General features: G+C 44.5%; 22 protein-coding genes and 2 pseudogenes. 13 read left to right on the top strand and 11 right to left on the bottom strand.

Translation table 11 applies throughout. The features are described from left to right. Position 1 precedes the first annotated feature (1 nt). Both AB4161_RS18030 and AB4161_RS18035 read left to right on the top strand, forming a co-directional pair. Positions 2-1,264 (top strand): hydroxymethylglutaryl-CoA reductase, encoded by a 1,263-nt coding sequence (locus AB4161_RS18030; RefSeq protein ID WP_029235254.1) that lies wholly within the window; start codon positions 2-4, stop codon positions 1,262-1,264. Between the two features lie 75 nt (positions 1,265-1,339). After that, positions 1,340-2,251, top strand: a complete 912-nt coding sequence (locus AB4161_RS18035; RefSeq protein WP_017060895.1) for a LysR family transcriptional regulator — start codon at positions 1,340-1,342, stop codon at positions 2,249-2,251. Positions 2,252-2,326: 75 nt separating this feature from the next. Here AB4161_RS18035 and AB4161_RS18040 read toward each other — a convergent pair whose 3' ends face one another. The 3 genes from AB4161_RS18040 to AB4161_RS18050 form a co-directional block, all read right to left on the bottom strand. Next, positions 2,327-3,241: a YjjW family glycine radical enzyme activase gene (locus tag AB4161_RS18040; RefSeq protein ID WP_372083795.1), complete on the bottom strand. Its 915-nt coding sequence runs from the start codon at positions 3,239-3,241 to the stop codon at positions 2,327-2,329. A 56-nt stretch (positions 3,242-3,297) separates the two neighbouring features. Further along, complete coding sequence (locus AB4161_RS18045) at positions 3,298-4,863, bottom strand: YjjI family glycine radical enzyme (protein ID WP_017060897.1); 1,566 nt, start codon at positions 4,861-4,863, stop codon at positions 3,298-3,300. A 322-nt stretch (positions 4,864-5,185) separates the two neighbouring features. Continuing rightward, positions 5,186-5,785, bottom strand: coding sequence for a class I SAM-dependent methyltransferase (locus tag AB4161_RS18050; RefSeq protein WP_017064785.1), 600 nt, complete (start codon positions 5,783-5,785; stop codon positions 5,186-5,188). Positions 5,786-5,946: 161 nt separating this feature from the next. On the opposite strand from AB4161_RS18050, the gene AB4161_RS18055 reads away from it, so the two are divergent. Next, positions 5,947-6,825, top strand: a complete 879-nt coding sequence (locus AB4161_RS18055; RefSeq protein WP_016797108.1) for a LysR family transcriptional regulator — start codon at positions 5,947-5,949, stop codon at positions 6,823-6,825. Between the two features lie 34 nt (positions 6,826-6,859). Here the strand turns inward: AB4161_RS18055 and AB4161_RS18060 are convergent, their stop codons facing one another. Further along, positions 6,860-7,210 carry a hypothetical protein gene (locus AB4161_RS18060; protein WP_017060899.1) on the bottom strand — a complete coding sequence of 117 codons (351 nt, stop codon included), beginning with the start codon at positions 7,208-7,210 and terminating at the stop codon, positions 6,860-6,862. A gap of 288 nt (positions 7,211-7,498) precedes the next feature. On the opposite strand from AB4161_RS18060, the gene AB4161_RS18065 reads away from it, so the two are divergent. Then, a complete protein-coding gene (locus AB4161_RS18065) occupies positions 7,499-8,395 on the top strand; it encodes a cation diffusion facilitator family transporter (RefSeq protein WP_017060900.1) in 897 nt (298 codons plus the stop codon). Positions 8,396-8,442: 47 nt separating this feature from the next. Here AB4161_RS18065 and yddG read toward each other — a convergent pair whose 3' ends face one another. Further along, positions 8,443-9,375, bottom strand: coding sequence for an aromatic amino acid DMT transporter YddG (gene yddG / locus AB4161_RS18070; RefSeq protein WP_372083797.1), 933 nt, complete (start codon positions 9,373-9,375; stop codon positions 8,443-8,445). Between the two features lie 254 nt (positions 9,376-9,629). Next, on the bottom strand, positions 9,630-10,304 hold the full coding sequence (yjjG, locus tag AB4161_RS18075) for a pyrimidine 5'-nucleotidase (protein WP_372083798.1): 675 nt from the start codon (positions 10,302-10,304) through the stop codon (positions 9,630-9,632). A gap of 234 nt (positions 10,305-10,538) precedes the next feature. On the opposite strand from yjjG, the gene AB4161_RS18080 reads away from it, so the two are divergent. From AB4161_RS18080 to AB4161_RS18095, 4 genes are all read left to right on the top strand, one after another. Continuing rightward, positions 10,539-10,691, top strand: a complete 153-nt coding sequence (locus AB4161_RS18080) for a hypothetical protein (RefSeq protein ID WP_017066574.1) — start codon at positions 10,539-10,541, stop codon at positions 10,689-10,691. 260 nt (positions 10,692-10,951) lie between these two features. Next, positions 10,952-12,100 carry an L-threonine dehydrogenase gene (gene yiaY / locus AB4161_RS18085; protein WP_017066575.1) on the top strand — a complete coding sequence of 383 codons (1,149 nt, stop codon included), beginning with the start codon at positions 10,952-10,954 and terminating at the stop codon, positions 12,098-12,100. A gap of 413 nt (positions 12,101-12,513) precedes the next feature. Further along, on the top strand, positions 12,514-13,842 hold the full coding sequence (locus tag AB4161_RS18090) for a hypothetical protein (protein ID WP_372083800.1): 1,329 nt from the start codon (positions 12,514-12,516) through the stop codon (positions 13,840-13,842). A gap of 39 nt (positions 13,843-13,881) precedes the next feature. Further along, the gene (locus AB4161_RS18095) at positions 13,882-15,114 is read left to right on the top strand and encodes a hypothetical protein (protein ID WP_372083802.1); all 1,233 of its coding nucleotides are present in this window, start codon (positions 13,882-13,884) and stop codon (positions 15,112-15,114) included. A gap of 72 nt (positions 15,115-15,186) precedes the next feature. Here the strand turns inward: AB4161_RS18095 and AB4161_RS18100 are convergent, their stop codons facing one another. From AB4161_RS18100 to AB4161_RS18110, 3 genes and pseudogenes are all read right to left on the bottom strand, one after another. Beyond that, positions 15,187-15,498: a hypothetical protein gene (locus tag AB4161_RS18100; RefSeq protein ID WP_372083803.1), complete on the bottom strand. Its 312-nt coding sequence runs from the start codon at positions 15,496-15,498 to the stop codon at positions 15,187-15,189. Next, entirely contained in the window at positions 15,488-15,847 is a 360-nt protein-coding gene (locus AB4161_RS18105; RefSeq protein WP_372083804.1) for a hypothetical protein, read from the bottom strand. The genes AB4161_RS18100 and AB4161_RS18105 overlap by 11 nt, the downstream gene beginning before the upstream one ends. Before the next feature lie 214 nt (positions 15,848-16,061). After that, a pseudogene (locus AB4161_RS18110) lies at positions 16,062-16,181 on the bottom strand (YccF domain-containing protein); the annotation flags it as partial. A 213-nt stretch (positions 16,182-16,394) separates the two neighbouring features. On the opposite strand from AB4161_RS18110, the pseudogene AB4161_RS18115 reads away from it, so the two are divergent. Beyond that, a pseudogene (locus tag AB4161_RS18115) lies at positions 16,395-17,318 on the top strand (hypothetical protein). Between the two features lie 104 nt (positions 17,319-17,422). Here the strand turns inward: AB4161_RS18115 and AB4161_RS18120 are convergent. After that, positions 17,423-17,857, bottom strand: a complete 435-nt coding sequence (locus tag AB4161_RS18120; protein ID WP_004730224.1) for a YccF domain-containing protein — start codon at positions 17,855-17,857, stop codon at positions 17,423-17,425. A 256-nt stretch (positions 17,858-18,113) separates the two neighbouring features. Between AB4161_RS18120 and AB4161_RS18125 the strand changes: the two genes are divergently transcribed. Further along, the gene (locus AB4161_RS18125) at positions 18,114-18,239 is read left to right on the top strand and encodes a hypothetical protein (RefSeq protein WP_017060906.1); all 126 of its coding nucleotides are present in this window, start codon (positions 18,114-18,116) and stop codon (positions 18,237-18,239) included. Positions 18,240-18,341: 102 nt separating this feature from the next. On the opposite strand, the gene AB4161_RS18130 is transcribed toward AB4161_RS18125, so the two are convergent. Continuing rightward, a complete protein-coding gene (locus AB4161_RS18130) occupies positions 18,342-19,418 on the bottom strand; it encodes a low specificity L-threonine aldolase (RefSeq protein ID WP_372083806.1) in 1,077 nt (358 codons plus the stop codon). Between the two features lie 303 nt (positions 19,419-19,721). Here AB4161_RS18130 and AB4161_RS18135 point away from each other — a divergent pair, with 303 nt between their 5' ends. From AB4161_RS18135 to AB4161_RS18145, 3 genes are all read left to right on the top strand, one after another. Next, entirely contained in the window at positions 19,722-20,339 is a 618-nt protein-coding gene (locus AB4161_RS18135) for an NAD(P)H-dependent oxidoreductase (RefSeq protein WP_372083808.1), read from the top strand. After that, on the top strand, positions 20,339-22,264 hold the full coding sequence (locus AB4161_RS18140) for a monovalent cation:proton antiporter-2 (CPA2) family protein (RefSeq protein ID WP_372083809.1): 1,926 nt from the start codon (positions 20,339-20,341) through the stop codon (positions 22,262-22,264). Before AB4161_RS18135 ends, AB4161_RS18140 begins: the two co-directional genes overlap by 1 nt. Before the next feature lie 540 nt (positions 22,265-22,804). Then, a partial coding sequence (locus tag AB4161_RS18145) for a DUF819 domain-containing protein (protein ID WP_372083810.1) occupies positions 22,805-24,033 on the top strand: 1,229 nt, incomplete at its 3' end.

The following is a 24,033-nucleotide window of genomic DNA, read 5'->3' on the forward strand; positions in this document are numbered from 1 at the left end:
TATGCCAAAACTAAATCTGCATCGCCGTGACTATGTTTCTATTTTAGGAGGCGACATCTCCGCAGACGAATTAGAAAAAAAGCTTCAGCCTCATTTTGAAAAGCCAGTAAATAAGCTGACACCTAGCCCCTACCTGACAGAAAAGAATCTCACACGTCGCTGGACAGCGCTCGATAATGCAGATTCACAGCAAGAACTGCTCGACCCTCATACACAAAGTCAGTTCCAAGCTTATGAGAAAAACATTGAGCACTTTATTGGCACCGTTAAAGTCCCTGTGGGAATATCTGGCCCTTTAAGAGTCAATGGCCTATTTGCTACGGGCGATTACCTCGTACCACTCGCGACCACAGAAGCTGCGCTTGTCGCGTCTTATAACCGTGGTTCTAAGCTGATTACGGCTTGTGGTGGCGCAAGTGCTATGTTGCTCAATGAAGGCGTAACACGTACTCCTGGCTTTGCATTTCAAGGATTAGTTGAAGCCGGACAGTTTGTGGCTTGGGCTGTGACTCAGTATGACCAGTTCAAGATCTTGGCAGAATCAACAACATCACACGGCAAGCTGACCGACATTAATATCAACATCGAAGGTAACCATGTTTACTTGGTGTTCGAATTTCTAACCGGAGACGCTTCTGGTCAGAATATGGTGACCATCGCAACCAATGCCGTGTTTGAGTACATCATCGAAAATACGCCAGTTAAGCCTGACCACGCTTTCCTTGATGGCAACTTGTCAGGCGATAAGAAAGCCAATACCCAAACCTTGCGCAGCGTTCGTGGCAAAAAGGTAACTGCTGAGGTTAATATCCCTGCAGAGCTTGTCGCGAAGTACCTACACACGACACCAGAGAAGATGGTCCAGTTTGGCCAAATGACCACAGTCGGTGGCGCTTTGAGCGGCACTATCGGTATCAACGCCCATTATGCGAATGCACTGGCGGCACTTTACATCGCTTGTGGCCAAGACGCGGCCTGTGTCGCCGAGTCAGCGATTGGTATGACGCGTATGGAACTCAACAAAGAAGGCGGTTTATACGCTAGCGTGACACTGCCTAACCTAATGGTGGGGACTGTCGGCGGTGGTACTGGCTTGCCAAGTCAAAAAGCCTGTTTAGATTTACTTGGGCTGCATGGTAACGGTAAATCACAAGCCCTAGCTGAAGTTTGTGCTGCACTGTGTTTAGCGGGTGAACTATCGATTGTGGGCGCATTTTGCGCAGGCCACTTTTCACGAGCGCACCATAAGCTAGCTCGTAAATAACCTTTATCCAATTTGGCTTGTTCGATTTTGTCGTTCATGCAAAATCACAAGCCAATCTGAATGCGTGAGTCATAAATGGATTACTTACACTTATCTAGGGTGAGCCTTAAGCACCTCACTGCGCTTCATATTATGCTGAACACCCACAGCGTCACTCAGACCTCAGAGCAACTCTGTGTCAGCCCTTCGAGTGTAAGCAAAACCCTGTCTCAGTTGCGTGACATCCTGAATGATGAGCTTTTCTATCGAGATGGTACCAAGCTTATCCCGACTCCCTTTGCTCTGAAGATAGCGCCCACTGTTCACGCAATTCTTTCAAGCATGAATGGACTGCTTCATCAAAAGAGTTTTACCCCTCAAGAGTACCAAGGCAGTTTTTCACTTTCGATGCGTGAAAGTACCTTCGAAGTATTTGCCTCTAAGATAAGTAAAATCACTACTGAACTGGCGCCAAACGCGAAGCTCAACATCTATTCGAAACAACAGCTCGGCTTCGATGCTTTACTCAGTGGCAAGGTCAATTTGATCTTGTTGCCTCATGATATATCTCAGCCGCCGACCGATAACAAAGAGCTGGTTTGGGAAACAATTCTTCCAGATGAAATGGTTTGTTTGATGGGCGCACACCACCCTCTCGCTCAGCAAGAACTGACGGTAGAAGGCTACTTAGATTACAAGCACATTGGGATTTTAGATAACGAACTGTCTCAGCCTTACTTTGAACAAAACTTGGTTCAATGCCACCAACCAAGAGAGATGGCAATATCGGTCGCGGACTTCGGCGCTGCGGCTGTGTTGTGTCACCACACACCTTTCCTGTTCACTTGCTCTAAACAGTGGGCTGAGCATGCTAAACAAGCTCAGGGCTTAGTGAGCAAGCCCTTGCCTTTTGATTACGGTAAGGTGGCGTACAGCTTGGTGTGGAATAAACCCAACATGAATGATCAAGCGATCAAATGGTTGTGTGACCTGTTTTTAGAAGCTTAATATTTTTAGAGACTTAATATCTTTAGAAAGTTAACGTTCTTAGAAGCCTGATTGACCGCCTAAGAAATCTAAAGACTAGGTATAAACCTCAGGAGTTTGCATCGGTCTTTGAACTATGGTGTAGAGCTTATCGTGAAAGCTCTGCATCTGTTTTTCGGTGCATTTCGGCCAATCTAACGCGTCGCCAATGACACCATGATGCTGAAACGCATTCAGCCGAATTCGAATATCACTTGGTAGAGTCTTCAAGTAACGCCCCACTTGTTCAATTTCGTCCTCAAGATCGCTTTTATTTGGGATATGTAGCAACCTAACTTCGTGCAGTTTTCCTTTATCTGCTAAGTAGTTAATGGTTTCAAACACCCTATGATTACCTCTAGCCACTAACCATTGATGTGTTTCCGATTGCCATGATTTTAGGTCAATCATCGCGCCATCAAGATAAGGCAACACCTTGTCCCACCCTTGAAGTGACAGCGAACCATTACTATCAATAAAACACGTGAGATGCGCTAACTGTGGATCACGTTTAATCGCTTGAAACAGCTCTATGATAAACGGCAACTGCATGGTCGCTTCACCGCCAGAAACGGTAATGCCACTCAAGAAAAACTGATTATGCCTGACAAGCTCCAGAACCTCGGATACCGTCATCGTGGTGATTTTGGGGCTCGACTTATGATCACAAATATCGACGCACTGATCGCAGTTGGTACACGCGACCGGATCCCACTTCACCTTACCATCTACAGAGCTTAATGCGCCGCTTGGACACCCACTTATGCAGTCTCCGCAATGGTTACAGTGATTAATAGTGTGTGGGTTATGGCAGGTTATACAATCGAAATTGCACCCTTGTAGAAACAGCACTAGGCGATTTCCCGGTCCATCAACACAAGAAAAGGTCAGCACACGGCTGACCTTCGCTTGTTTTTCTGTCTTATTACTTTTAACCCTAGCCATTTGAGTTGTTAGATCAGAAATTTTCATAATTCACATTGTTCGTATTCGAAACGCACCATACACATAACGCACGCACGTTAAAGCTATTCGTATGTCGGCGACATCTCTAAACTCGCCACGCGTGGTTTACGCTCTAATATGCCCGTGTTCTTCGCAGCTTCGGCACCTAAAAAGGTGGTATTGGTGCGTGAGCCTTGCTCGTCATATTTGGCAATGTCAGATAGCTTAATCATGTAACCCGTGACACGAACCAAATCATTTGATGCAACGTTAGCCGTGAACTCTCGGTAACCCGCTTGAATCGCGCCTTTACACAGGTTAAACATCGCTTCAGGGTTAGATTTCACTGTTTCGTCGATGGTCAGAATGTCACTGATGCCCGAGGTGTAGAACTTATGGTGACCCGCGGTTGCACGAACGTAAGAGACAGGATCCGGTTCGGTACCATAAGGAATACGGACACCCGGCGTCACATCTTCATCTAAGCTAATACCGCCTTGAGCATGCAGCAGAGCTTTACCTTCTAATCCATATTTCACTTCAGAGCGTTCAACGATCTCAGCCAGCTTTTCAGAGATACGATGACCAAGCTGATTCGCCAGTTCATCGTGACCATAACGCCCTGCTTGACCTTCTTTCTCCAACAAGATGTTGACTGCTTCCGCCATGCCGTAAATACCAAACATTGGCGCAAAGCGATCCTCTTCGATCAAACCTTCTTTGGTTAAGAAGCCTTCGAAGAAGTTAGACTCTTCATGCAAGAAGCGGCTTCGAACGTTCATCAACTCAACCATGATGCCACTGTAGTTCGGCAATACTTGTTGTAAGAAATCAGCACTGTCCTCAGACTTCAACGCCACTTGCTTAAGGTTCATACGCACCAAGGTGTTTGAACCACCCGCTAACGGCAGAGAGTTGTAGCAGCTCACAATACCAAAACGCTTATCGCCGTAAGCCTCGGCATGCGCTGGATAGTTTGCAATATGTGGTTTACTGCATTCACAGATGTTGCTCGCCGCATGACGAAGTAGATCATCAGGTGTCACGGCTGGGTCGTACATAAAGGTTAAGTTTGGCGCGATCTGCTTCAATTCAGCGTCTACACGTAAAATCGTACGGCAGATAATGTTGTCTGTCGGGCCGATATTCACATGCATAAAGGCGTCTGGCAGTGTGCGATCCAACATGATCCAGAACAGCTTAATCTTTTGGTATACCTGCTCTTCTGTTAAGTCGCCCACGAAAGGCATCAACACATCATCCAACTGACCTAGGTAAACCGGAATTGAAGTGACAGACGGAACATGGTGGTAAAGGATGGTAAGCATGTTCAATGCTTCATCGAAGTTGGTTGCCGCGCTAAGCTCTAAATACTCTGAGCCTTGATGTAAGTATTTAGAATAATCTGGAAGTACATAGCGCGGCTTAAATGGGGCGTGCCCTTCAAACATGTCACACAGCACACCTTGTTGTAAGGCTTGCTCTACTTCTTTGCTTACCGGCATATACGGTAAGCTGGCTTCAGCTTCTAAGGCAAGATAGCTCGACTTCTGTTTTGGTGACAGGTTGGCATCTGAAATGATATTGCTAAAGCGTTGTTGTTGCTCTGAAAGTGGTGAAGAAGTAGATGACGCAGATTGGTGGCTCATGATTAAACCCTTAGTGTTGTTATGGGCTTATTTTATATCTCACCGTTATATTTCCACTAATGAAATGTATGCAAGACTACATTTCCAAAATGGAAATAAATAATTTGTAAATTAGCGGTGTTGAGTTTTCTATGAGCGAGATGAGAAATAGAGAAATAGAGAAACCAGAGTTAGTAGTGAAGAAATGAGAAAGCGCTAATTCGTTCTGTTTAAAACGATAGCGCCAAAAAGAGAAAACCCACATAACTGACGTTAGAGTCGTTAATGTGGGTTTAGTAGTTTAAATGAGCATTCTGAATGCTAGCTCAAGGCATACACACGATTACAGATCTGGAAGCGCTTGTTTACGTCCAACACCCATTAATACCTTTAACTCTCCTTGTGGAGTGTCAATCGAGAACGGTGTAGAGACTTCAACTACTGCAAAGCCCGCTGCACTCAATACATTTTCTGAGCGCTGTTGGCTTACACCGTAGTCTTCACTGTCGCTTTCCAAGTACCAATCCCAGTGTACAAACGTACCGTCGTTTTCAAGCAGCGTGTAAATCAGACTGACTGTGTCTTGTAGGTTCGGGATAAAACCACACACCGAAGAGGCTACCACTAGGTCAAACTGGTTTCTGAATGCTGGATGCTGCGCTGCAAGTCCGCGCGATAAAATATCAACTACCGGTTCAACGTTAGGTAACTCTTTCTTATCTAACTCTTCAATCATCCCTTCAGAGATATCAAGTGCGATGATCTCTTTTGCTAAAGGAGATATTTTCTGGCTGAGTAGTCCTGTACCACAACCAAAATCAAGGACACGGGTTCCGTTTAAATCAACGAGCTGTGTTAACTGGTCAAATACGGATTGTGCGAATACTGCAGTTGCGGGATCTTTATCCCAATCAACGGCGTATTCGTCCCATTGTTTCGCCATCATGGCCTCCATCTTTACTTCTTGTAGGTTCGGAACTTCCCCAGAGTAAACCAAATTAGTCAATTCGTCATAGAGTTATCATGCAAAGATGGACTATTTCTAAGATAGTCAGCACAATATTCAGATAATATGCACCAACCCCCGCTCAATATGGAAATGAAATGAACCTTTCTCAAGTCCAAGCCTTTTGTTCCGTTGCTGATTTAGGATCAGTTTCTGAAGCTGCACGCCAGTTAGAATGCAACCGAACCAAACTCAGCATGTCGATTAAAGCCTTGGAAAAAGAGTTAGATGTCGAGCTGTTCGTCCGCAGCGGAAACCACGTTGAGCTTTCAGAAGCGGGTAAAGCGATTTACAAAGATTGCGAAGGCATGTTGGTGACAGCCGCGCGTATTAAACAAACCTGCTTGCATGTTTCGGGCGAATTCAACGCAGAAATTTGGATAGCACGAGATGACTCCCTACCCGATGAAATGTGGCAGGACTTATCTCACGCCTTAAATAACAAGTACCCTTCTACCTCATTCAACTTCGTTCTCGCATCGAGCGGTGACTTAGCTAACCTAGTTGAAACTCAGCAAGTCGACTTCGCATTTGGTGTCGATTACGAACGCGTCGATGACCCAAGAATTATCTACAACCCGCTTGGTAAGATTCGAATGATGTCTGTATGTAAGAAAGGACATGATTTGAGTGCGATGCGACGAGTGTCTGATGAAGTACTGAGAAATTCGATGCAAGCAACCATGGTTTATCTTAATGAAAAGGATAATCCTGAGCTTGAGCCCTTCTCGCGTCGTTACATTGGCTTCTCTAGCTTCGACTTTATGTTGGATACGATTCTACGTGAAGAAGCATGGGGCGTAATGCCTGAGCCATTGATTCGCCATTTACTGCGTGAACAAGAGCTTGCCGTGATCAAACACACTTACGGTTTAACACAAGAAGACTACTGTATGTTTACCGCGGCTGGCATGGCAGAGCACCCAGGAATGAATTGGTTGGCCGACCAGCTTAGTGATTATTTGTTTGATTTCTAGACGGACGACTTTTACTCCATACTTAAGTCTTGCTCTAGAAAACCATCACGTGATCCACTAAGTAGCGTCCGTCTTCTTCAACCAATACCATTTCGGCGACAAACTCGCCTTTGGCGATGGTGTAAGCTTGTTTCCACACAAAAGCGATGGAGTCTGAACGTCTAAATAAAGCAACTTGCTCACGCTCAGCAAAAAAGCCATTACTGTGCTGATAATGGTGACACACCTTTTCTAAATATTCTGGCGTAACAATGTCTTTCATCCTTTGAGTAAAATCTCGACAGTGCTGTTCATGATCAACCTTAGTTGAACCATCCATCAGATTATCCATGATCGGGTTAGCAATCGCCCACAACTCATTATCACTGATATCGTCAAACTTCATATTGATTCACTCCTTGTCCATCGCAGTCGCAGTCAAATCTAGAAGACCAATAAGACCTTAGCGACTAATGTGTTTTATTAATCATAAACGATCCTATTTCAGTTGCACACCATCACCAAAAAACACTCAACGTCAACTTTATTGACACCACACCCTGATCTTAAATCACTGAATTTTATTGATTTATATGTTCGAATTAAATAAGACATATAAACATCATCAGATAAAGTTTGTAAAGTTAGCTCATTATTAGAACAATGAAGTTATCAAAAACATCTGGAAAATATTATGTGTGACAGGAAAAGCCAAAACGAAAATCGAGTACTATTGTTCTCAGCCCTTTTAGCATCAGGCTTCGCAATTGGCGGATTGGTGTTGGGTCTTCTCGTTGGCTCTCTGGTCATAGTGTTTGACGGTGTCTATTCTCTTATCAGCTTACTGTTAACTTTATTGTCACTAGCTGCTTCAAAATACATTAACCGCCCTTCAGATAGAGAGTTCCCGTTCGGTCGAGCTATCATCGAGCCGATTGTGATTGCGATTAAAGCCGTTGTGATTCTGCTTGTGGTTGGTTATTCACTTTACTCTGCGATTGGTGCCCTAATGACGGGTGGTCGTGAAGTTGATGCTTCTATTGCAACTCTGTTTGGTATTTTCAACGTGTTGGGTTGTGGTTACGCTTGGTGGTACATCGCGAATAAGAGCAAACGTATTTCTTCAGGTCTGATTCAGGCTGAATCTAAGCAGTGGCAGATGGATACGCTACTGAGTGTAGCGGTAACAGCGGGTTTCGTAGCGGCTTGGTTAATTACTTTTTCTCCGCTTGCAGAATACGCAGTCTATGCCGACCCAATGATGATGTTGCTAATGTCTTTCTACTTCATCAAAGTGCCTTTCGACATGTTACGTGAGGCGATGCGCGAACTGCTTATGATGTCGGCAAACAAAGATATTTGTGATGCGGTAGATAAGAACGTTGTCGCGGTAGACAAAGAAGCGGAGCAAGATTTGGAGCTGATGGGTGTGACTAAGGTTGGTCCAGAATTACGAATCAATGTTGATATTCATACCAACGACCAACAAGCGATTGCGGTCGATGATATTGAACGTACGCGCCGCCAACTTAAGCGGCGCTTATCGAAGATGCCTTATGAGCTTCAATTGAATCTCAATATCGCGAGTTAAGAGTCGAGAGTTAAGAACCAAGAGCTAACCAATCAACCTCTCGCTGACTAAGACTCTGATTGAACCTTTTTAGAAGCCGACGCCGTAACCGTCGGCTTTTTGTCTCTGGTTACCCACCAGCAAGCTAAAGAGCCAATCGTTACCATACAAACGCCCTGCCAAAACGTCATGCTCAATGACAAACCCAAAATAATAGAAGACAGTAAGGTCGCAAAAATAGGCGTGAAATACGACATGGTCGCCAAGAAGACCATATTGCCGCCAAGTATCGCCGTGTTCCAAAGTGCGTAGCCTGCCCCCATGCAAGCGCCAGCTAGCGCTAAATCAATCGCCGCACTCGTTGTCATCACCATGCCGGTTTCATCACTCAATGCGTATTTGATCCACAGAGTGATCGCCGTAGCGATAAAGAAAAGTACAATCGCATTCTGCCCTTTCGCGACACGCTGGGTGTAGTTACAGTAAACAGCCCAAATAATCGCACCGAAAAACGCCATAGAATAGGTTTTAGGGTTGGTCGCAATGTTGGCAGCAATTTGGTCGACAGAGAGACCTTGGTCACCGCTGATGCTCCAAGCCACACCAAAGAATGCCAAGAAGATACTTGGATAAACCAGCCAGTTAATCTTCTTGTCGCTCAGCAGCACCGCAAATAACACCGTCAGTGCCGGCCATAGATAGTTGATTACCGCCATCTCTATCGCTTGATGTCGGCTGTTCGCCATTCCCAACGCCAAAGCCAAGAAGATCTCATAACAAACGAACAAGGCGCCGCCAATCAGCAAGTAAGACTTAGAAAAGCGTGAAAACTTAGGTAGCCCCATAACACAGACCAACAACAGCGAACTCACCGTATAAAGACTGGCCGCACCACCAATTGGACCTAGCTGTTCTGAGACGCTACGAGACAGAGCAATCAAGCAGCTCCATAGTAAAATGGCGATAATACCGTAGCAGCTATAACGATGAGATTTCAGCACACCTTTTCCTTTATCTGTTTTGATGGTCACTCTATGGTAAAACCAAGTTCAAAATAATTGGCCGAGTACATTTTCGTACTCGGCCATCAACACTTTGTTTACAAAGTATCTATCAATCTACGAAGTATCAGTCAATTAACAAATCACTGGTCAATTAACGAAACGCCAATCAATTTACAAAGCATTGGTCGATTAAAGAAATCAACCGATTATGATTGTGTATTCGCTAGTGGCGGTCAGTTGTTAACTATTCACTAAGCCAGCAGTAGAGCTTGCAAGTCAGCCAAAGACTTCACTTGGTAGTGAGGGTTAATACCTGCTGGTGCTGCTTTCTCTTGGCTGTTCAACCAACACGTCTCAATACCAAAATCCAAGCCGCCTAAAATATCTGAATGCGGGTTATCTCCGACCATCAATACGCGTTGTTTTGCTGGTAAGCCAACAAGCTTGTGTGCATGTTTAAAGATTTCAGCGTCTGGTTTCGCGACACCGACTTCTTCAGAGATGATCACATGGTCAAAGTAATCTGTCATGCCTGTGCGTTCTAAACGTATAGATTGCAGCTCGGTAAACCCATTCGTGATGATACCCATGTTCACTTTGCCTTTTAAAGACTCCATCAACTCTTTTGCACCTGGGAGCAGAGAACAGATATCCGCCATTGCGGTCAAAAATGCACTGTTTAGTTCTGCTGTTGTTGTCTCTAACTTTGTTGCCCAGCTTTCAAAACGCGCGTGCTTCAGTTGAGCTGCCGTAATGCGGCCATCTTGATAATCTACCCAAAGTGGTAAATTAACCTCTTGGTAAACCGAATAATCCTGTTCACTAAAGTCCACACCAAAACGGGAGAACATCAGCTTCATTCCTTGAAAAGCATCAAAGTGGAACAAGGTTTCATCCGCATCAAAGAATATCCAATCGTACTTCATTTTCTGTCCTGTTATTCGCGTTGTTGAGCAGTGCTGTGTTTGTTTTTATCGTAGTTTTGCTTAATTTTTCTCTTCGCCTTGTAGGCTGGCAATCACTTTACTCGTAAATCTGTGAGCCTGTATATAAATCTAATAATTTATAGAAAACAAGCAGCAAGTCATGATGTATCGCAAATTTTGCCACATATTAAACCAATACCATACAAGAAATACATTTAAGTACCGGGAGGTATTATGAAGCACTTCTTACCGTCATCTGTCATGCTCACCCCATTTCTTGTCAAATACTATGACGAGGAGCCAGAAGACACCCTTGAGTCTGAAGAGTCGCAAGATCCTCAAATTGAGTGCAGTGATGACTCCGATAAAACGTCGACACCAGCCTAACCAAAACAGCTTTCAATGAAAAACCTTAATTTTCATTGTTATAGAGCACCATTCTGCTCTTGGTGGAGCCAATTTATCGCTAATCACTACTGACAAAGAACACAGCCAAAAACCATGAAAACGATTGCTATATGAGCCCTATCACAACGACTAGCCACAAAGTGGTAGTTCGGAATCAAAGTTGTTCCAGATCAATGGTCGACCACTTGAATGCCGACAACATGTAGGAAATTAAAAATAATAATTAACGGAGTTTTCCAATGTCTACTGCATTTTACATCCCTACAATCAACTTCATGGGTACTGGCTGTCTGAAGGATGCTGCTGATAGCATTCAGTCTCAAGGCTTTAAAAAAGGTCTGATCGTTACTGATAAGATCCTGAATCAAATTGGCGTAGTTAAGCAGGTACAAGACCTTCTTAGCCAGCGTGGCGTAGACGCAGTTGTATTCGACGGCACTCAACCAAACCCAACCATCACTAACGTGAACGATGGTCTAGAATTGCTGACTGACAACGATTGTGATTTTGTTGTTTCTCTAGGTGGCGGTTCTCCACACGACTGTGCAAAAGGTATCGCTCTGGTTGCTTCTAACGGCGGCAAGATTGCAGATTACGAAGGCGTAGACCAATCTGAAAAGCCAATGATGCCATTGATCGCTATCAACACCACGGCTGGTACGGCATCTGAGATGACTCGTTTCTGCATCATTACTGACGAAGCTCGTCACATTAAGATGGCTATCGTTGATAAGCACACAACACCGCTTATCTCAGTAAACGATCCTGAGTTGATGCTTGCTAAACCTGCATCATTAACTGCTGCAACTGGTATGGATGCGTTAACGCACGCAATCGAAGCTTACGTTTCAATCGCAGCAACGCCAATTACCGACGCTGTAGCAATCAAAGCAATCGAGCTTGTGCAAGCACACCTAAGAACAGCGGTTACGCACGGCGAAGACATTGAAGCTCGTGAGCAAATGGCTTACGCACAGTTCATGGCGGGTATGGCGTTCAACAACGCGTCACTAGGTTATGTTCATGCGATGGCGCATCAGCTAGGCGGCTTCTACGATCTTCCACACGGTGTGTGTAATGCTATCTTGCTACCACACGTTCAACGCTACAACGCGCAAGTTTGTCCTGAGCGTCTACGTGATGTTGCAAAAGCAATGGGCGTTAACGTTGAAGGTATGTCACCAGAGCAAGGTGCAGAAGCTGCGATCGAAGCAATTGTTCAACTAGCAAATGACGTGAACATCCCAACAGGTATCGCGCAACTTGGTGCGAAGCTAGAAGATATCCCTACTCTGTCTGACAACGCACTGAAAGACGCATGTGGTTTTACTAATCCTAAACAAGCGACCCACGAAGAAATCTCTGCGATTTTCGAAGCGGCAATGTAACTCTCAGTAGTGGCATCCTCTTGAGGAGCTTCCGTATAGAAGCGTTATAAGAGAGCAACTTTATATTCTAGTTTTAGTGCGGGCTTACCACTGGTGAGCCCGCTTTTTTATCGAGTGACATCACACTTAAAAAGTGAAACAGATCACACATTCAAACAATAGCACTCGTTATTTTCGAAGACCGTACTACTCCCCGCACAATCAACATCTTTCTTGTTGCTAAAAACACTCTGATTAATTGCCTTTATTTATCTTGATGTTATATGGCTGGTGAAATATCAGCTAAACAAATATATACCAAGCCTTAATATTCTTATAAAAAAATGGCCACTTTGCGCACCTTGCACAACTGAAATTCGTTTCCTAGCTTTCATATGCAACAACTCTATACAACGTCAGTTTAGGATGAACCAATGAAAAAGAACCCACTCACTATTGTGCTAGGGCTAAGCGCTAGTGTGAGTCTGGTCGGGTGTTTTGACGACTCAGATACAGACTCATCTAGTGATACCAGCTCTTATAGTGTGACAGCCATTGACGGTTATCTTCGTGATGCCACTATCTGGCTGGATCTCAATAAGAACTACGTTTTAGATAGCGGAGAGCCCACCGCCACATCGGGAGAAGGTGGTGTTGCTGAGTTAGATGTCAGCGGTATCAATAACCCCTCCCAATACCCGGTTGTGGTACAGGCGATCGCAGGACAAACCATTGATGAAGACCAAGGCCCAGTCACAAAAAGCTACGTGATGTCAGCACCAGCAGGAGAAACCGCTGTCACTCCACTTTCTACACTCGTACATAACACATTAGAGCAAGACTCTAGCCTTTCCATAGAAGATGCAACCCAACAAGTCGCGACTCAATTGGGTATCGACGTCGATGATGTTCTCGGAGATTTCTTAGAAGGTGATGGCGCACCAAAAGCCGCCTATGCCGCTGAAAAAATCGTTGAATTAGGTGTGCTGCCAGCAGATCCAGAAGATCTGCAAAAAGCGACAGAAGAAGGCTCCTCTGAAGCAGGCAAGTTCAGCATTGTGGTTGCTGGAGTCAACGAAGAAATCAAAGCCATTCTCGATACCATTGATGACGAGCAAACCCCAGACCAAATCAAGGATAACTTAGAAAATACTGCCGACATCGTCATTGCCGATGAAGACGGAGACGGCGTCAAAGATAGCGTCGACGAGTTCTTAGGTAACCCTAATGAATGGGTTGACGCCGACGGCGATAGCTTGGGTGACAACCTTGAAGACCTCTATCCAAATGACAGCGATAACGATGGTTACAGCAATGATATGGATGAATTCCCGAACGATGACACGCGTGCTGGCGATGACGACAACGATGGCTATGACAACCTCGATGATGAATACCCAACAGATCCAACACGAGCTGGGGATTCCGACGGTGACGACATCGATAACATAGATGATCAGTACCCTAACGACACCGACAACGACGGCTACGACAATGACGTCGACATGTATCCAAATGACAACACCCGCGCGGGTGATGACGACGATGATGGTTACGACAACTTAGATGATGACTATCCAAGCGATGATACACGCTCGGGTGACTTAGACAATGATGGCATCGATAACCTTGATGATAACTGCATAAACACTGCGAATGCTGACCAAGCCGACTCGGACAACGATGGCGTTGGCGACGCGTGTGCAACCAGCATAGTGTTAACTTGGGATAGCACCAATTGGGATGATAGCAACTGGCAGTAAACGCCTGCTCACCGAATACGGATATATAAGGAATTTAACATGAACACCACCATGAAACTTGTGTTGGCAACAGCAGTTAGCAGCGCGTTTACGTCGAGTGCATTCGCTGAGGTGCCAAATACTTTTACCGCCAATACTCCTGCTAAAGCGAGCGAGGTGAATGCAAACTTCACCGCGCTTGACCAAGATATCTCATCCTTAGGCTCTGAGGTTGATGATTTAACGGATGAGGTGGAATCTATCGAGGCGAGAGTTACCAGTTTGGAAGGCTCTGGCGTTTCGTCAGATGCCTATTCGACCGTCGATATAAACTGTAATGACGACGCTGATTCTCTGAAAGATGCACTTGAAGACTCTCGCAATACCACCACCAGAACGACTTATAACGTCACAGGCTCATGTAATGCGGTATTCATTGTTCGTAATGACGTAAAAATTGTCGGTGTGAGCAGTGCCAGTATTCTTGCTGGTACCACTGAAGACGAACCAGAAGCAGTTTTCATTGATGGTCAATCCAGTGTGAGGCTCCAAGACATCACCCTTGACGGGATGCTCTTCGCCAGAAACAGTTCATCAGTACGCTTCGACGATGTAACTTTACCTACGGCGGTGATTGATGGTGATGAATATCAAACTAACGTAACAATTCGAACCTCTTATCTAAGAGTCAATTCAGGTTCAGTGAATAATCTCGCGCTACACCTCAACCGCAACGCCAGCGTTGATATTCGTAGTAGTATTACAGGTAACGCTCCTCAAGCTATCGCCGATGCAAACTCTAGCCTTGTGGTTGATAGTGGTGACGTATCCTTTACTAACCTAGAGGCTATAGGTAGTTCGTTTGTTTATGTTTCAAATCTCGTCGCAGAGAATGTCGTTGTTGAGGCTGGATCGACTCTAGAAGCCGATGAACTCACAGTGAGTAATGAACTGGAAGCATGGGGTAACTCACGAATCTCGGTTTGGGGCGATGCCACCATCACAAACGAAACTTACATCTCCCAAGCTAGCTCTTTTGTGTCAGATGGTGATGTTTCAAGTGGCGTTTTCGAATGTGAATCCAACTCGATGTTCCAGGTTCTCGGTAATCTAACTGTGACCGACACCTTTGAATGGGATGACTCCAATACCAGTGGCTTGAGCCTACAGCGTGGTTGCCACGGGCAATACGGGGTCAATGAAGAGAATGGCGGTACTTTTAATGGCTCATTAATTAAAGATAACTACTCGGCATTAGTAGACGGCCAATATATGGAGATAATTCCGAACTAATTCGCGCTAAAGGCGTAAACGATATTCTCTATATTAAGTCGGGAAAGCAACGCTCTTCCCGGCTTAACTATTCTATTTACTCAATTTGGACAACAACTCTTCACCAAAATACGAATTACCTGTTACTTCAGTCAACCAATCATTCACCGACAGCAAAGAAACAAACACGGCAGGTTGGTGATGTTCATAATAATCCCATTTAACGGTCTCTGGAATGTAACCATGATTAATACCCACTAACTCCCCATGTCGGTTATACACGCCGCCTCCCGACATGCCGATACGAACTAAACCAGTAGATGCAGACATTGTGCACCCTTGCCAAGTTGCGACATTAATCTCACCAATGTAATAACCACCGTTAACCGTTGGCTCACGCGTCATTGGATAACCAATATGAGCGACAAACTCGCCACGAAATACTACCCCCAGTTTGGATGACTGTTTGCCTGGGACGTTTAATTAATGCCACATCGCATTCAGGATGATAAATCACCTCCAGATCTAAATTGTCGAGCAAATGCTTATTATGTTTTGCCGTTAACACCCAATCTTCATCTAGTCTAACGGTACTTGCTTCAATGGTATGAATAAGCGGGACTCCATAAGTAATCTTCTGATTTTGTTGCATAAAACCCTCTTTATGGGGTTTTGTTGCAGAAGAGAAACCATTGCTACAGCCAACCGACGCACCACACAATAACAGCATGAGTACATTCGATTTTGTAGACATAACACCCTCCGACTTTTCATTTATCGAGTTTCAAGGATGCTGCACCATTAAGGCTAGCCAAAAAGATGAAAGGTAACTAAACAACCGCATGCAGTTAACAATTGCGCATAAGGGCGCTAAGTTGGAGAGTTTCACTATATTGCGAGGGTGTCTCTTTTCGTGGAGTGGGAGTGCAAATACTAATGCGGAAAGAAAAAGAGCATGCTCAGTGGTATGCTCTACCCCAAGCAATACCAACGATGGTTGGGAATGCGAGCTGTCCGAAGAACCACCAAGCTAGTCCCATAAATACGCCACCGAACAGAAACCAAACGATGCTTCCTATTGTTTTCATTCTGTATTCTCCAAATCTTTGAATGCTGTTTATTTGATATGCCGATTATGGCAATGCTTGCTCTAATACGTTCATTAGTGTGAGTCCGTTTTCTTTTATCTATCCAATCCCTTTCAAACCTTTATCCTCCTCGCTAATCACTAAAAAGTCGCATTGTTGCAATCGCTTAGTTATAGTTAAACTATTGATATATAGAATGACAAACAGGTTCCATTGAGTCGTAAGATAGCTAGCACCTCATTATTAGCATCACTTCTTGCATACTCCGCTCAAGCAGAGGAGCAAAATGAGTGCCACAGTCAGCCGTTAGAAGACGCCCCTGTCGAAAAAGCTTACCATTTCCTGAACAGTAAATTTTGCCAACCCGCTCTGTGGTTTGATAGTTTTTTTGTTGATGACCGCATTACCGAAGATGCCAGAGCTGGAACGTCCGTCCGTTGGTATAACGATTTTATTTACTCGGAAGGTGGCGATGTCGACTACTCAACAAAACTCAAGGCGCGTCTGCATCTTCCTTTTGTGAGTAAACGCCTAAAGTTGATCTACGAGTCTGTCAGCGATGAAGAGTTCTTGGATTTTTTCCCGAATGATTCAGATGAATTGGACAGTGCGTTAGGCCTACGTTACGATGCTTATGCCAAGGGCTATAGCAGCTTCAATATTAAGGCAACATTGCAACCGCGTATCGAAGCTCGCTACCTATTTACCTACCCTCTCACCACCGATGCCGTATTCAGGCTGACCCAACGTGTATATCAAGAAAAACAAGAGACTGGTGAGATCAGCGACATCGACTTTGATCTTTCTTTAAGTGATGATTTCTTGGCTCGATGGTCAAGCTTTGCAGGATATAACGACGACCTTAAAGGTTGAAACTATGGTACAGGGCTAACCTTGTATCACTACCTTGCCCAAGATCAAGCACTTCAATATAGCGCCACGATTAATGCAACGGATGAGCCTCATAATCATTACGAATACGCTCAGGTTTCGGTTACCTACCGACAAAACGTATGGAAAGAGTGGCTGTTCTACGAACTCATCCCTCGTTATCAATGGGAACGAGAACCTCATGAGAAACACACCGAAGAAGCCAACATCACCCTTAGACTTGAAGTCTTGTTCAACAATGTCTAGTGAGTGTTTGTGAGATTGGGGCATCGTTAGATAGAAAACGAGGCACAAAAAAGCACATCATGTGATCTGCTTTTTCAGTTCTATATAAGGCTTAAACTGTAGTCTTAACCCTTGTAGTTTCTTACTCGTGCCGCTTCTGCTTCACGCTTGTCGACAACGGTTTTACCGATTGGCGCCAATGAGATAACCGCGAGCTTAAGGTGCTGAATCGCAAACGGAATACCTATAATAGTAATGAAACACGCTACTGCTGACATGATGTGACCAATCGCCAACCAGATCCCCGCAAATAAGAACCAAATAACGTTACCAATCACACCTAGCGGGCTCGTGCCGATGTCCATTTCATTGGTTAGCTCATCACGCGAAATCGCTTCCTGACCAAATGGGAAGAATGAGAAGTTACCCATAACAAAACATGCTCTACCCCATGGAATACCAACGATGGTTAGGAATGCGAGCAGTCCGAAGAACCACCAAGCTAGTCCCATAAATACGCCACCGAACAGAAACCAAATGATGTTTCCTATTGTTTTCATTCTGTATTCTCCAAATCTTGTAATACTGTTTATTTCATATGCCGAGTAAGGCAATACTTGTTCTAATAGGTTCATTATTGTTGAACCTTTATGAACCGTTTATGAATCACTTACATTTTATGTGATTGATACACGCCACGAAACGTCAAATCCGCATAGGGCTCATCGATTTTATTTGATACCATGCTCTTAGATTTTTAGTACCACAAAGCTAAACAGCTACAATAGCTATAACAACTAATTGAAGGCCGAATTTATGAACAACACTGAGCAACCTAAAAAGAAAATGAAAAACTGGGTGCCAATCGTCTTCTTCGGACTTCTCAGCACAGTCCCAGTGTTCATGTTCTTAGTTGATGTGTACATCAACCAGTATATGTAACAGAGCCGGACATCCTAGCTATATAAATGGATATAAGAACCCTTTCCTGTATCCATTTCAGTTCCAATTAGATCAGTTCTTCTTCAGCCAGCTCTTCGTTAATCAAATCAGCTCTTCGCTAATAAAATCTAGAATGTCTATCAGCTCATGATCAGGCAAATTTAGTAGGTTATCCCCTACATACCATTCAATCTTACATTGGTTTGGCAACTCACTGATCGCTGGGTTTCCTATCCAAATCTTGTGTTTCTTCGCTATGTTATCTCTCACAATAATGCCGTCTTCATAGCTCACAGGTAAATATAGGTGAAGCATGTTGACCTGCGGTTGCTGCGGATTAACAGTGAACTGAGGATAGTCTAATAAGATTTGGTAGATCTGTTTTGTTCGCTCAAACAGTGATGGCATCAACTCTAATCGCTCATCAAACTGCATTGCTGCTGAAACCACATAAGGCGTTCGGTGATAAACATTGCCACCTTGGCGCTTCATCCACGCAGATGCTTTCGCTACAAAGGCTTTATCGCCCAACAATAACGAACCACCAAGGCCATTGAGACCTTTGTACAGCGAAACATAAGCACTATCGAAGCCCTGAGCAATCTCGCTGTATGACTTTTGGTAATAGGCGCCGCATTCCCACAAACGCGCACCATCCATATGAAGGTGAATTGATTGTTCTTTGCAGTACTGCTTGATCGCTTCAAGCTCATCCCATTCTGGTAATTGGCCGCCGATTTCACGCATGGGTAATTCATATAGAGCGGCTGCAATCTCATCAGGCCACGCCTTTAAGTCATCAACATTCCAAGTGCGAAATACGTTGCCAACGGGAAGTACGTTGAATCGGTTTTGGAGCTGATACCCTTGGCGTTCATGACGCATAATATGACTCGATTCATGCATCGCCACTACTGGGTTTCTTTTCTCTTGGCACGCAATTTCTAATGCTGTTGGTTGATTCATGGTGGCAGTAATCACAAATACAGCCGCTTCATAACCTAGCAGTTCCGCGACTTTGTTTTCGAAGCTCTCGATAAACTCACCATCGCCGTAGCTATCATGGCTCACATTGTGTGTCTCACACCATTCAGCCATCTGAGCGAATGTTTGTGCTGGAGTCGGTTCTAGGTGACCGGAAAGCAACAAATCACATTGTTGACGCAAGTCCATGCTCATAGTTTTTCCTTTATTCATTATCGTTCTATGTAGGGTTATTGGATTATTTACGTTACCCACCAACGGTGACATAAAATGCCCATATTCGCTTTTACTATTCGTGAATAATTAGTTTTACTCAGTCATCGGCGGCTTGTGCCAGAAATACTCAAATTGACGGATGTTTTATATAATTAAGTACCTAAAAACACACGCATCTAGATAGATAAGTATGGGCTAATTCGTTGTTGTTCAACCATTCTTCTATTATTGTATATCTATAATTCCAATAAATATTATTCGTTAATGGACAAAGAGGGCTATATGTCGAAAAATCGAGTCTTGCTGCTATTCGCTCACCCTTCTCAACATCGTTCTGAAGCAAACAAACCCTTATTTGAACAAGCCAAACACGTTGACGGTGTTACCTGTGTCGATCTCTATGCCGAGTATCCGACATTTAAAATCAACATCGACCGTGAACAGAAACGCCTGTTAGACCATGACATCATCATTTTTCAGTTCCCTTTGTATTGGTACTCAACACCGGCAATTCTTAAAGAGTGGCAAGACCTTGTTCTTGAATACGGCTTCGCCTACGGCGCCGAAGGCAATGAACTACAGGGTAAGAAATTGTTATGTAGCATTACTGCAGGAGGTAAAAAAGATGCCTACCAAAGTGATGGTTACAACCATTTCACGATTCGAGAACTGCTTCACCCAATCGAACAAACCGCTTCTCTGTGCGGGATGAACTACCTCGCGCCCTTTGCGTTATTTGGCTCGCGTACCGCTTTGGAAGAAAACCGCATTCAAGAGCATGTCGATAGCTATAAAGTGCTGTTAGAGGCGTTAGTTGCTGGCAAGATCAATATCAAGAAAGCCAGCAAAGCAGAAAAACTCAACCACTACGTAGAAGAACTAATGGCAGAGGTTAAATAATGACGGGATATTTTCTACAAGCATTTATCTACTTAGTCGCAGCAGTTATTGCCGTGCCTATTGCCAAAAGACTTGGCCTTGGTTCTGTATTGGGTTACCTCATTGCTGGTGTTGTGATTGGCCCAATCATTGGTCTGGTAGGTGAAGAGACCAAAACGATCCAACACTTTGCCGAGTTCGGTGTGGTTATGATGCTGTTCTTAGTCGGCCTTGAGCTTGAACCTAAGATGCTTTGGGCAATGAGGAACCGACTTATGGGGCTGGGTGGCCTGCAAGTTGGTGGTACTACCGCGATTGTAATGGGTATTGCTCTGTTCTTTGGGCAGCCTTGGACGATCGCACTGACTATCGGTTTGATCTTCGCACTGTCATCTACCGCGATTGTACTCCAAACCTTTAACGAAAAAGGGCTATCCAAAACAGAAGGCGGAAAGAACGCTTTCTCAGTCCTACTGTTCCAAGATATTGCCGTCATTCCTATGTTGGCATTTATCCCTCTATTAGCCTTGCCAGAATTAATTGAAGCTGCACAAAGCGCGGTTGCTTCGGCTTCTGAACACCATGAAGAGTTAAGCCTCGTCGCTGGCCTACCCGGTTGGGCTTATGGCCTTGTGATCACAGCATCTATTGCGATTGTTGTGGTCGGCGGACACTTCTTGAGTCGTCCATTGTTCCGCTTCGTGGCAAGCTCAGGCCTGCGTGAAATCTTTACTGCAACCGCACTGATGTTGGTGATTGGCATTGCTGCACTGATGAGCCTAGTCGGCCTATCTCCGGCTTTGGGTACCTTCCTTGCGGGTGTGGTTTTAGCGAACAGTGAATTCCGCCACGAACTTGAGTCCAATATCGACCCGTTTAAAGGGCTGCTACTTGGCTTGTTCTTCATCACCGTAGGTGCAGGCATTAACTTTGATGTTCTATTCAACGGCTTTGGTTTGATCATTGGCCTCACCCTTGGCGTTATGCTTCTTAAAGCCTTGGTGCTATTTACATTGGCATTGATATTCAAAATCAAAAACAGTGACCGTTGGCTGTTTACACTGAGCTTGGCGCAAGCCGGTGAGTTTGGTTTTGTACTACTAAGCTTCTCAGCTCAAAACCACGTATTACCTGCTGACATCGTCCAAACATTGTCGCTGGTTGTGGCACTTTCAATGTTCCTAACACCAGGGCTGTTCATTCTATTTGATAAAGTGATTCTTCCTCGTTACGAACAAAAATCTAACGACCGCGAAGAAGATACCATAGAAGAGAAAGGCACCGTAATCATTGCGGGCATTGGTCGATTCGGTCAAATCGTTAACCGCTTGTTGGTGTCGAACGATGTCAATACGGTGGTTTTGGATCATCAAGCTAATCAAGTCGACTTGCTACGTTCAATCAACATCAAATCTTACTTTGGTGATGCGACTCGTCATGATTTATTACATACCGCTGGTATCGAAGAAGCCGCAATGTTGGTTGTGGCTATCGACAACCAAGACTCAAGTGTTGAATTGGTCAAATACGTTAAACACAACTACCCTAAAGTGAAAATCTTAGCGCGTGCATTCGACCGAGGTCATAGTTATCGCCTAAGAGAAGCGGGGGCAGACTTTGTTAAATCAGAGACCTACCATTCTGCTCTTGAAATGGGCGCTGAAGCCTTGCGTTCTTTGGGTCATCACCCATTCTTCGTCGAGCAGCAAAAATCGACTTATCAACGCGTTGAGAGCCGTAAGTCTGAAAAGCTTTACCAAGCTTGGTCTGAAGCGGAAGAGAACCCACGCTACGACAACAACTACCGACAAATCTTCATTCACCTTGAAGAAGCAATGAAAGAAGATATGAAAAAAGACCGTTCAGACAAACACTCTCGTTCTGAACGTGGTTGGACACCTCCACCGAAAGGTTATGCAGATGGCTTTGAGGAAGAAGAGTCTTAAGCAGAATCTAGACTACAGCTCTAGATAACCATGCTATTCAAGCATCAAAAGCGGCTATTTAAGCCGCTTTTTCTTTCATTTAACCCCGACAAAACCTCAAATGAGCATAAGTATCAGGTGCTGACACTCGTAATCCGAGAGATTTGTGTGATCTAGCTAAGATTTTTAATTTCTGACCACATAGCAAAAGTGGATTCAATTTTTACATTATTTAAACATTCCACCCCTGCATAAACCACACCATAAACATGGCTATATATGCACTCATTCCTACCATTCAAGCACCCACCCAATTCTTAGCGACCACTCTCTAAGGCTTGAATTACATTGCATATATCGAAATACGCCGCAAAAGCCCTAATAAATTCATTCACCAATCAAATAATTAACGCACGACATTCACAAATTCAAACCATCAAAATTAACACAAACATTTCAAAGTATGTCTAGCGTTACAATCTGTAACGAATGGCGGTTGTCGGTATAGTCCTGCAATTCAAAAAATGAGACCTCTGCGCTCACCTTAAAGGAGATATAATAATGATTACTAATGATGCTGTAATAATGGGCATGTTAGCTGTTATTCTTGGCGGTGTTTTTATCACGGAAAGTAGCCAAAATAGCGCACTGAAAAAATTCTACTCGTTCGTTCCGGGTCTATTGCTCTGTTACTTTGTTCCTTCTCTATTGAACAGCCTAGGCATCATCGACGCATCAAACTCAAAGCTGTACTTTGTTGCAAGTCGTTACCTATTACCAAGCGCACTCGTTCTACTGATCATCTCAGCTGATCTACGCAAAATCTTCGGCCTTGGCTCAAAAGCCGTCATCATGTTCCTAACGGGTACGGTTGGCATCATCATTGGTGGCCCTTTAGCGATTCTGATTATTGACCAAGTTAACCCTGACCTTGTATCTGGTGACGTATGGCGTGGCCTAACAACCGTTGCAGGTTCTTGGATTGGCGGCGGTGCAAACCAAGCAGCAATGAAAGAAGTGTTCGAGGTTGATGACCAACTCTTCTCTGCAATGATTACGGTTGATGTTATCTGTGCGAACATTTGGATGGCCGTGTTACTTATCATGGCAGGTCGTCAGAAGAAGATTGATGCATGGTTAAAAGCGGATACTTCATCTATTGAAGAGCTAAAAGAGACCGTTTCTAAATACCAAGAAGAGAACGCTCGCCCAACAACCACAACCGATCTCATGAAGATCACGGGGATTGCGTTCGGTCTTACCGGCCTAGCTCACTTTTTCAGTGACATGATTGCGCCGTGGATCTCAACCAACGCTCCAGAACTTGCGAAATACAGCCTAACATCGGGTTTCTTCTGGTTGATCGTAATGGTGACAACGTTCGCGCTCATCGCTTCATGCTTCAAATCAACACGGAGCCTTGAGCACAGTGGCGCGTCTAAAGTGGGCTCGGCATTCATCTACATCCTAGTTGCAACGATTGGTATGCAAATGGATGTGACGGCTATCTTAGACAATCCAGGCTACTTCTTCATTGGTATCACATGGCTAACTATCCATGCCATTCTAATGATTGTGATGGCGAAACTTATCCGTGCACCACTGTTCTTCATGGCTGTCGGTAGCCAAGCTAACGTAGGCGGCGCAGCATCGGCTCCTATCGTAGCAACTGCATTCCACCCAGCATTGGCTCCAGTCGGTATCCTAATGGCAGTATTGGGTTACGCTCTCGGTACATACGGCGCTTACATCTGTGGTCTCATCATGCAGGCCAGGGCGGGATCGCACTT

The sequence above is a fragment of the Vibrio sp. 10N.286.51.E5 genome (assembly GCF_041469125.1).
GTDB classification, from domain to species: Bacteria; Pseudomonadota; Gammaproteobacteria; order Enterobacterales; family Vibrionaceae; genus Vibrio; species Vibrio crassostreae_C.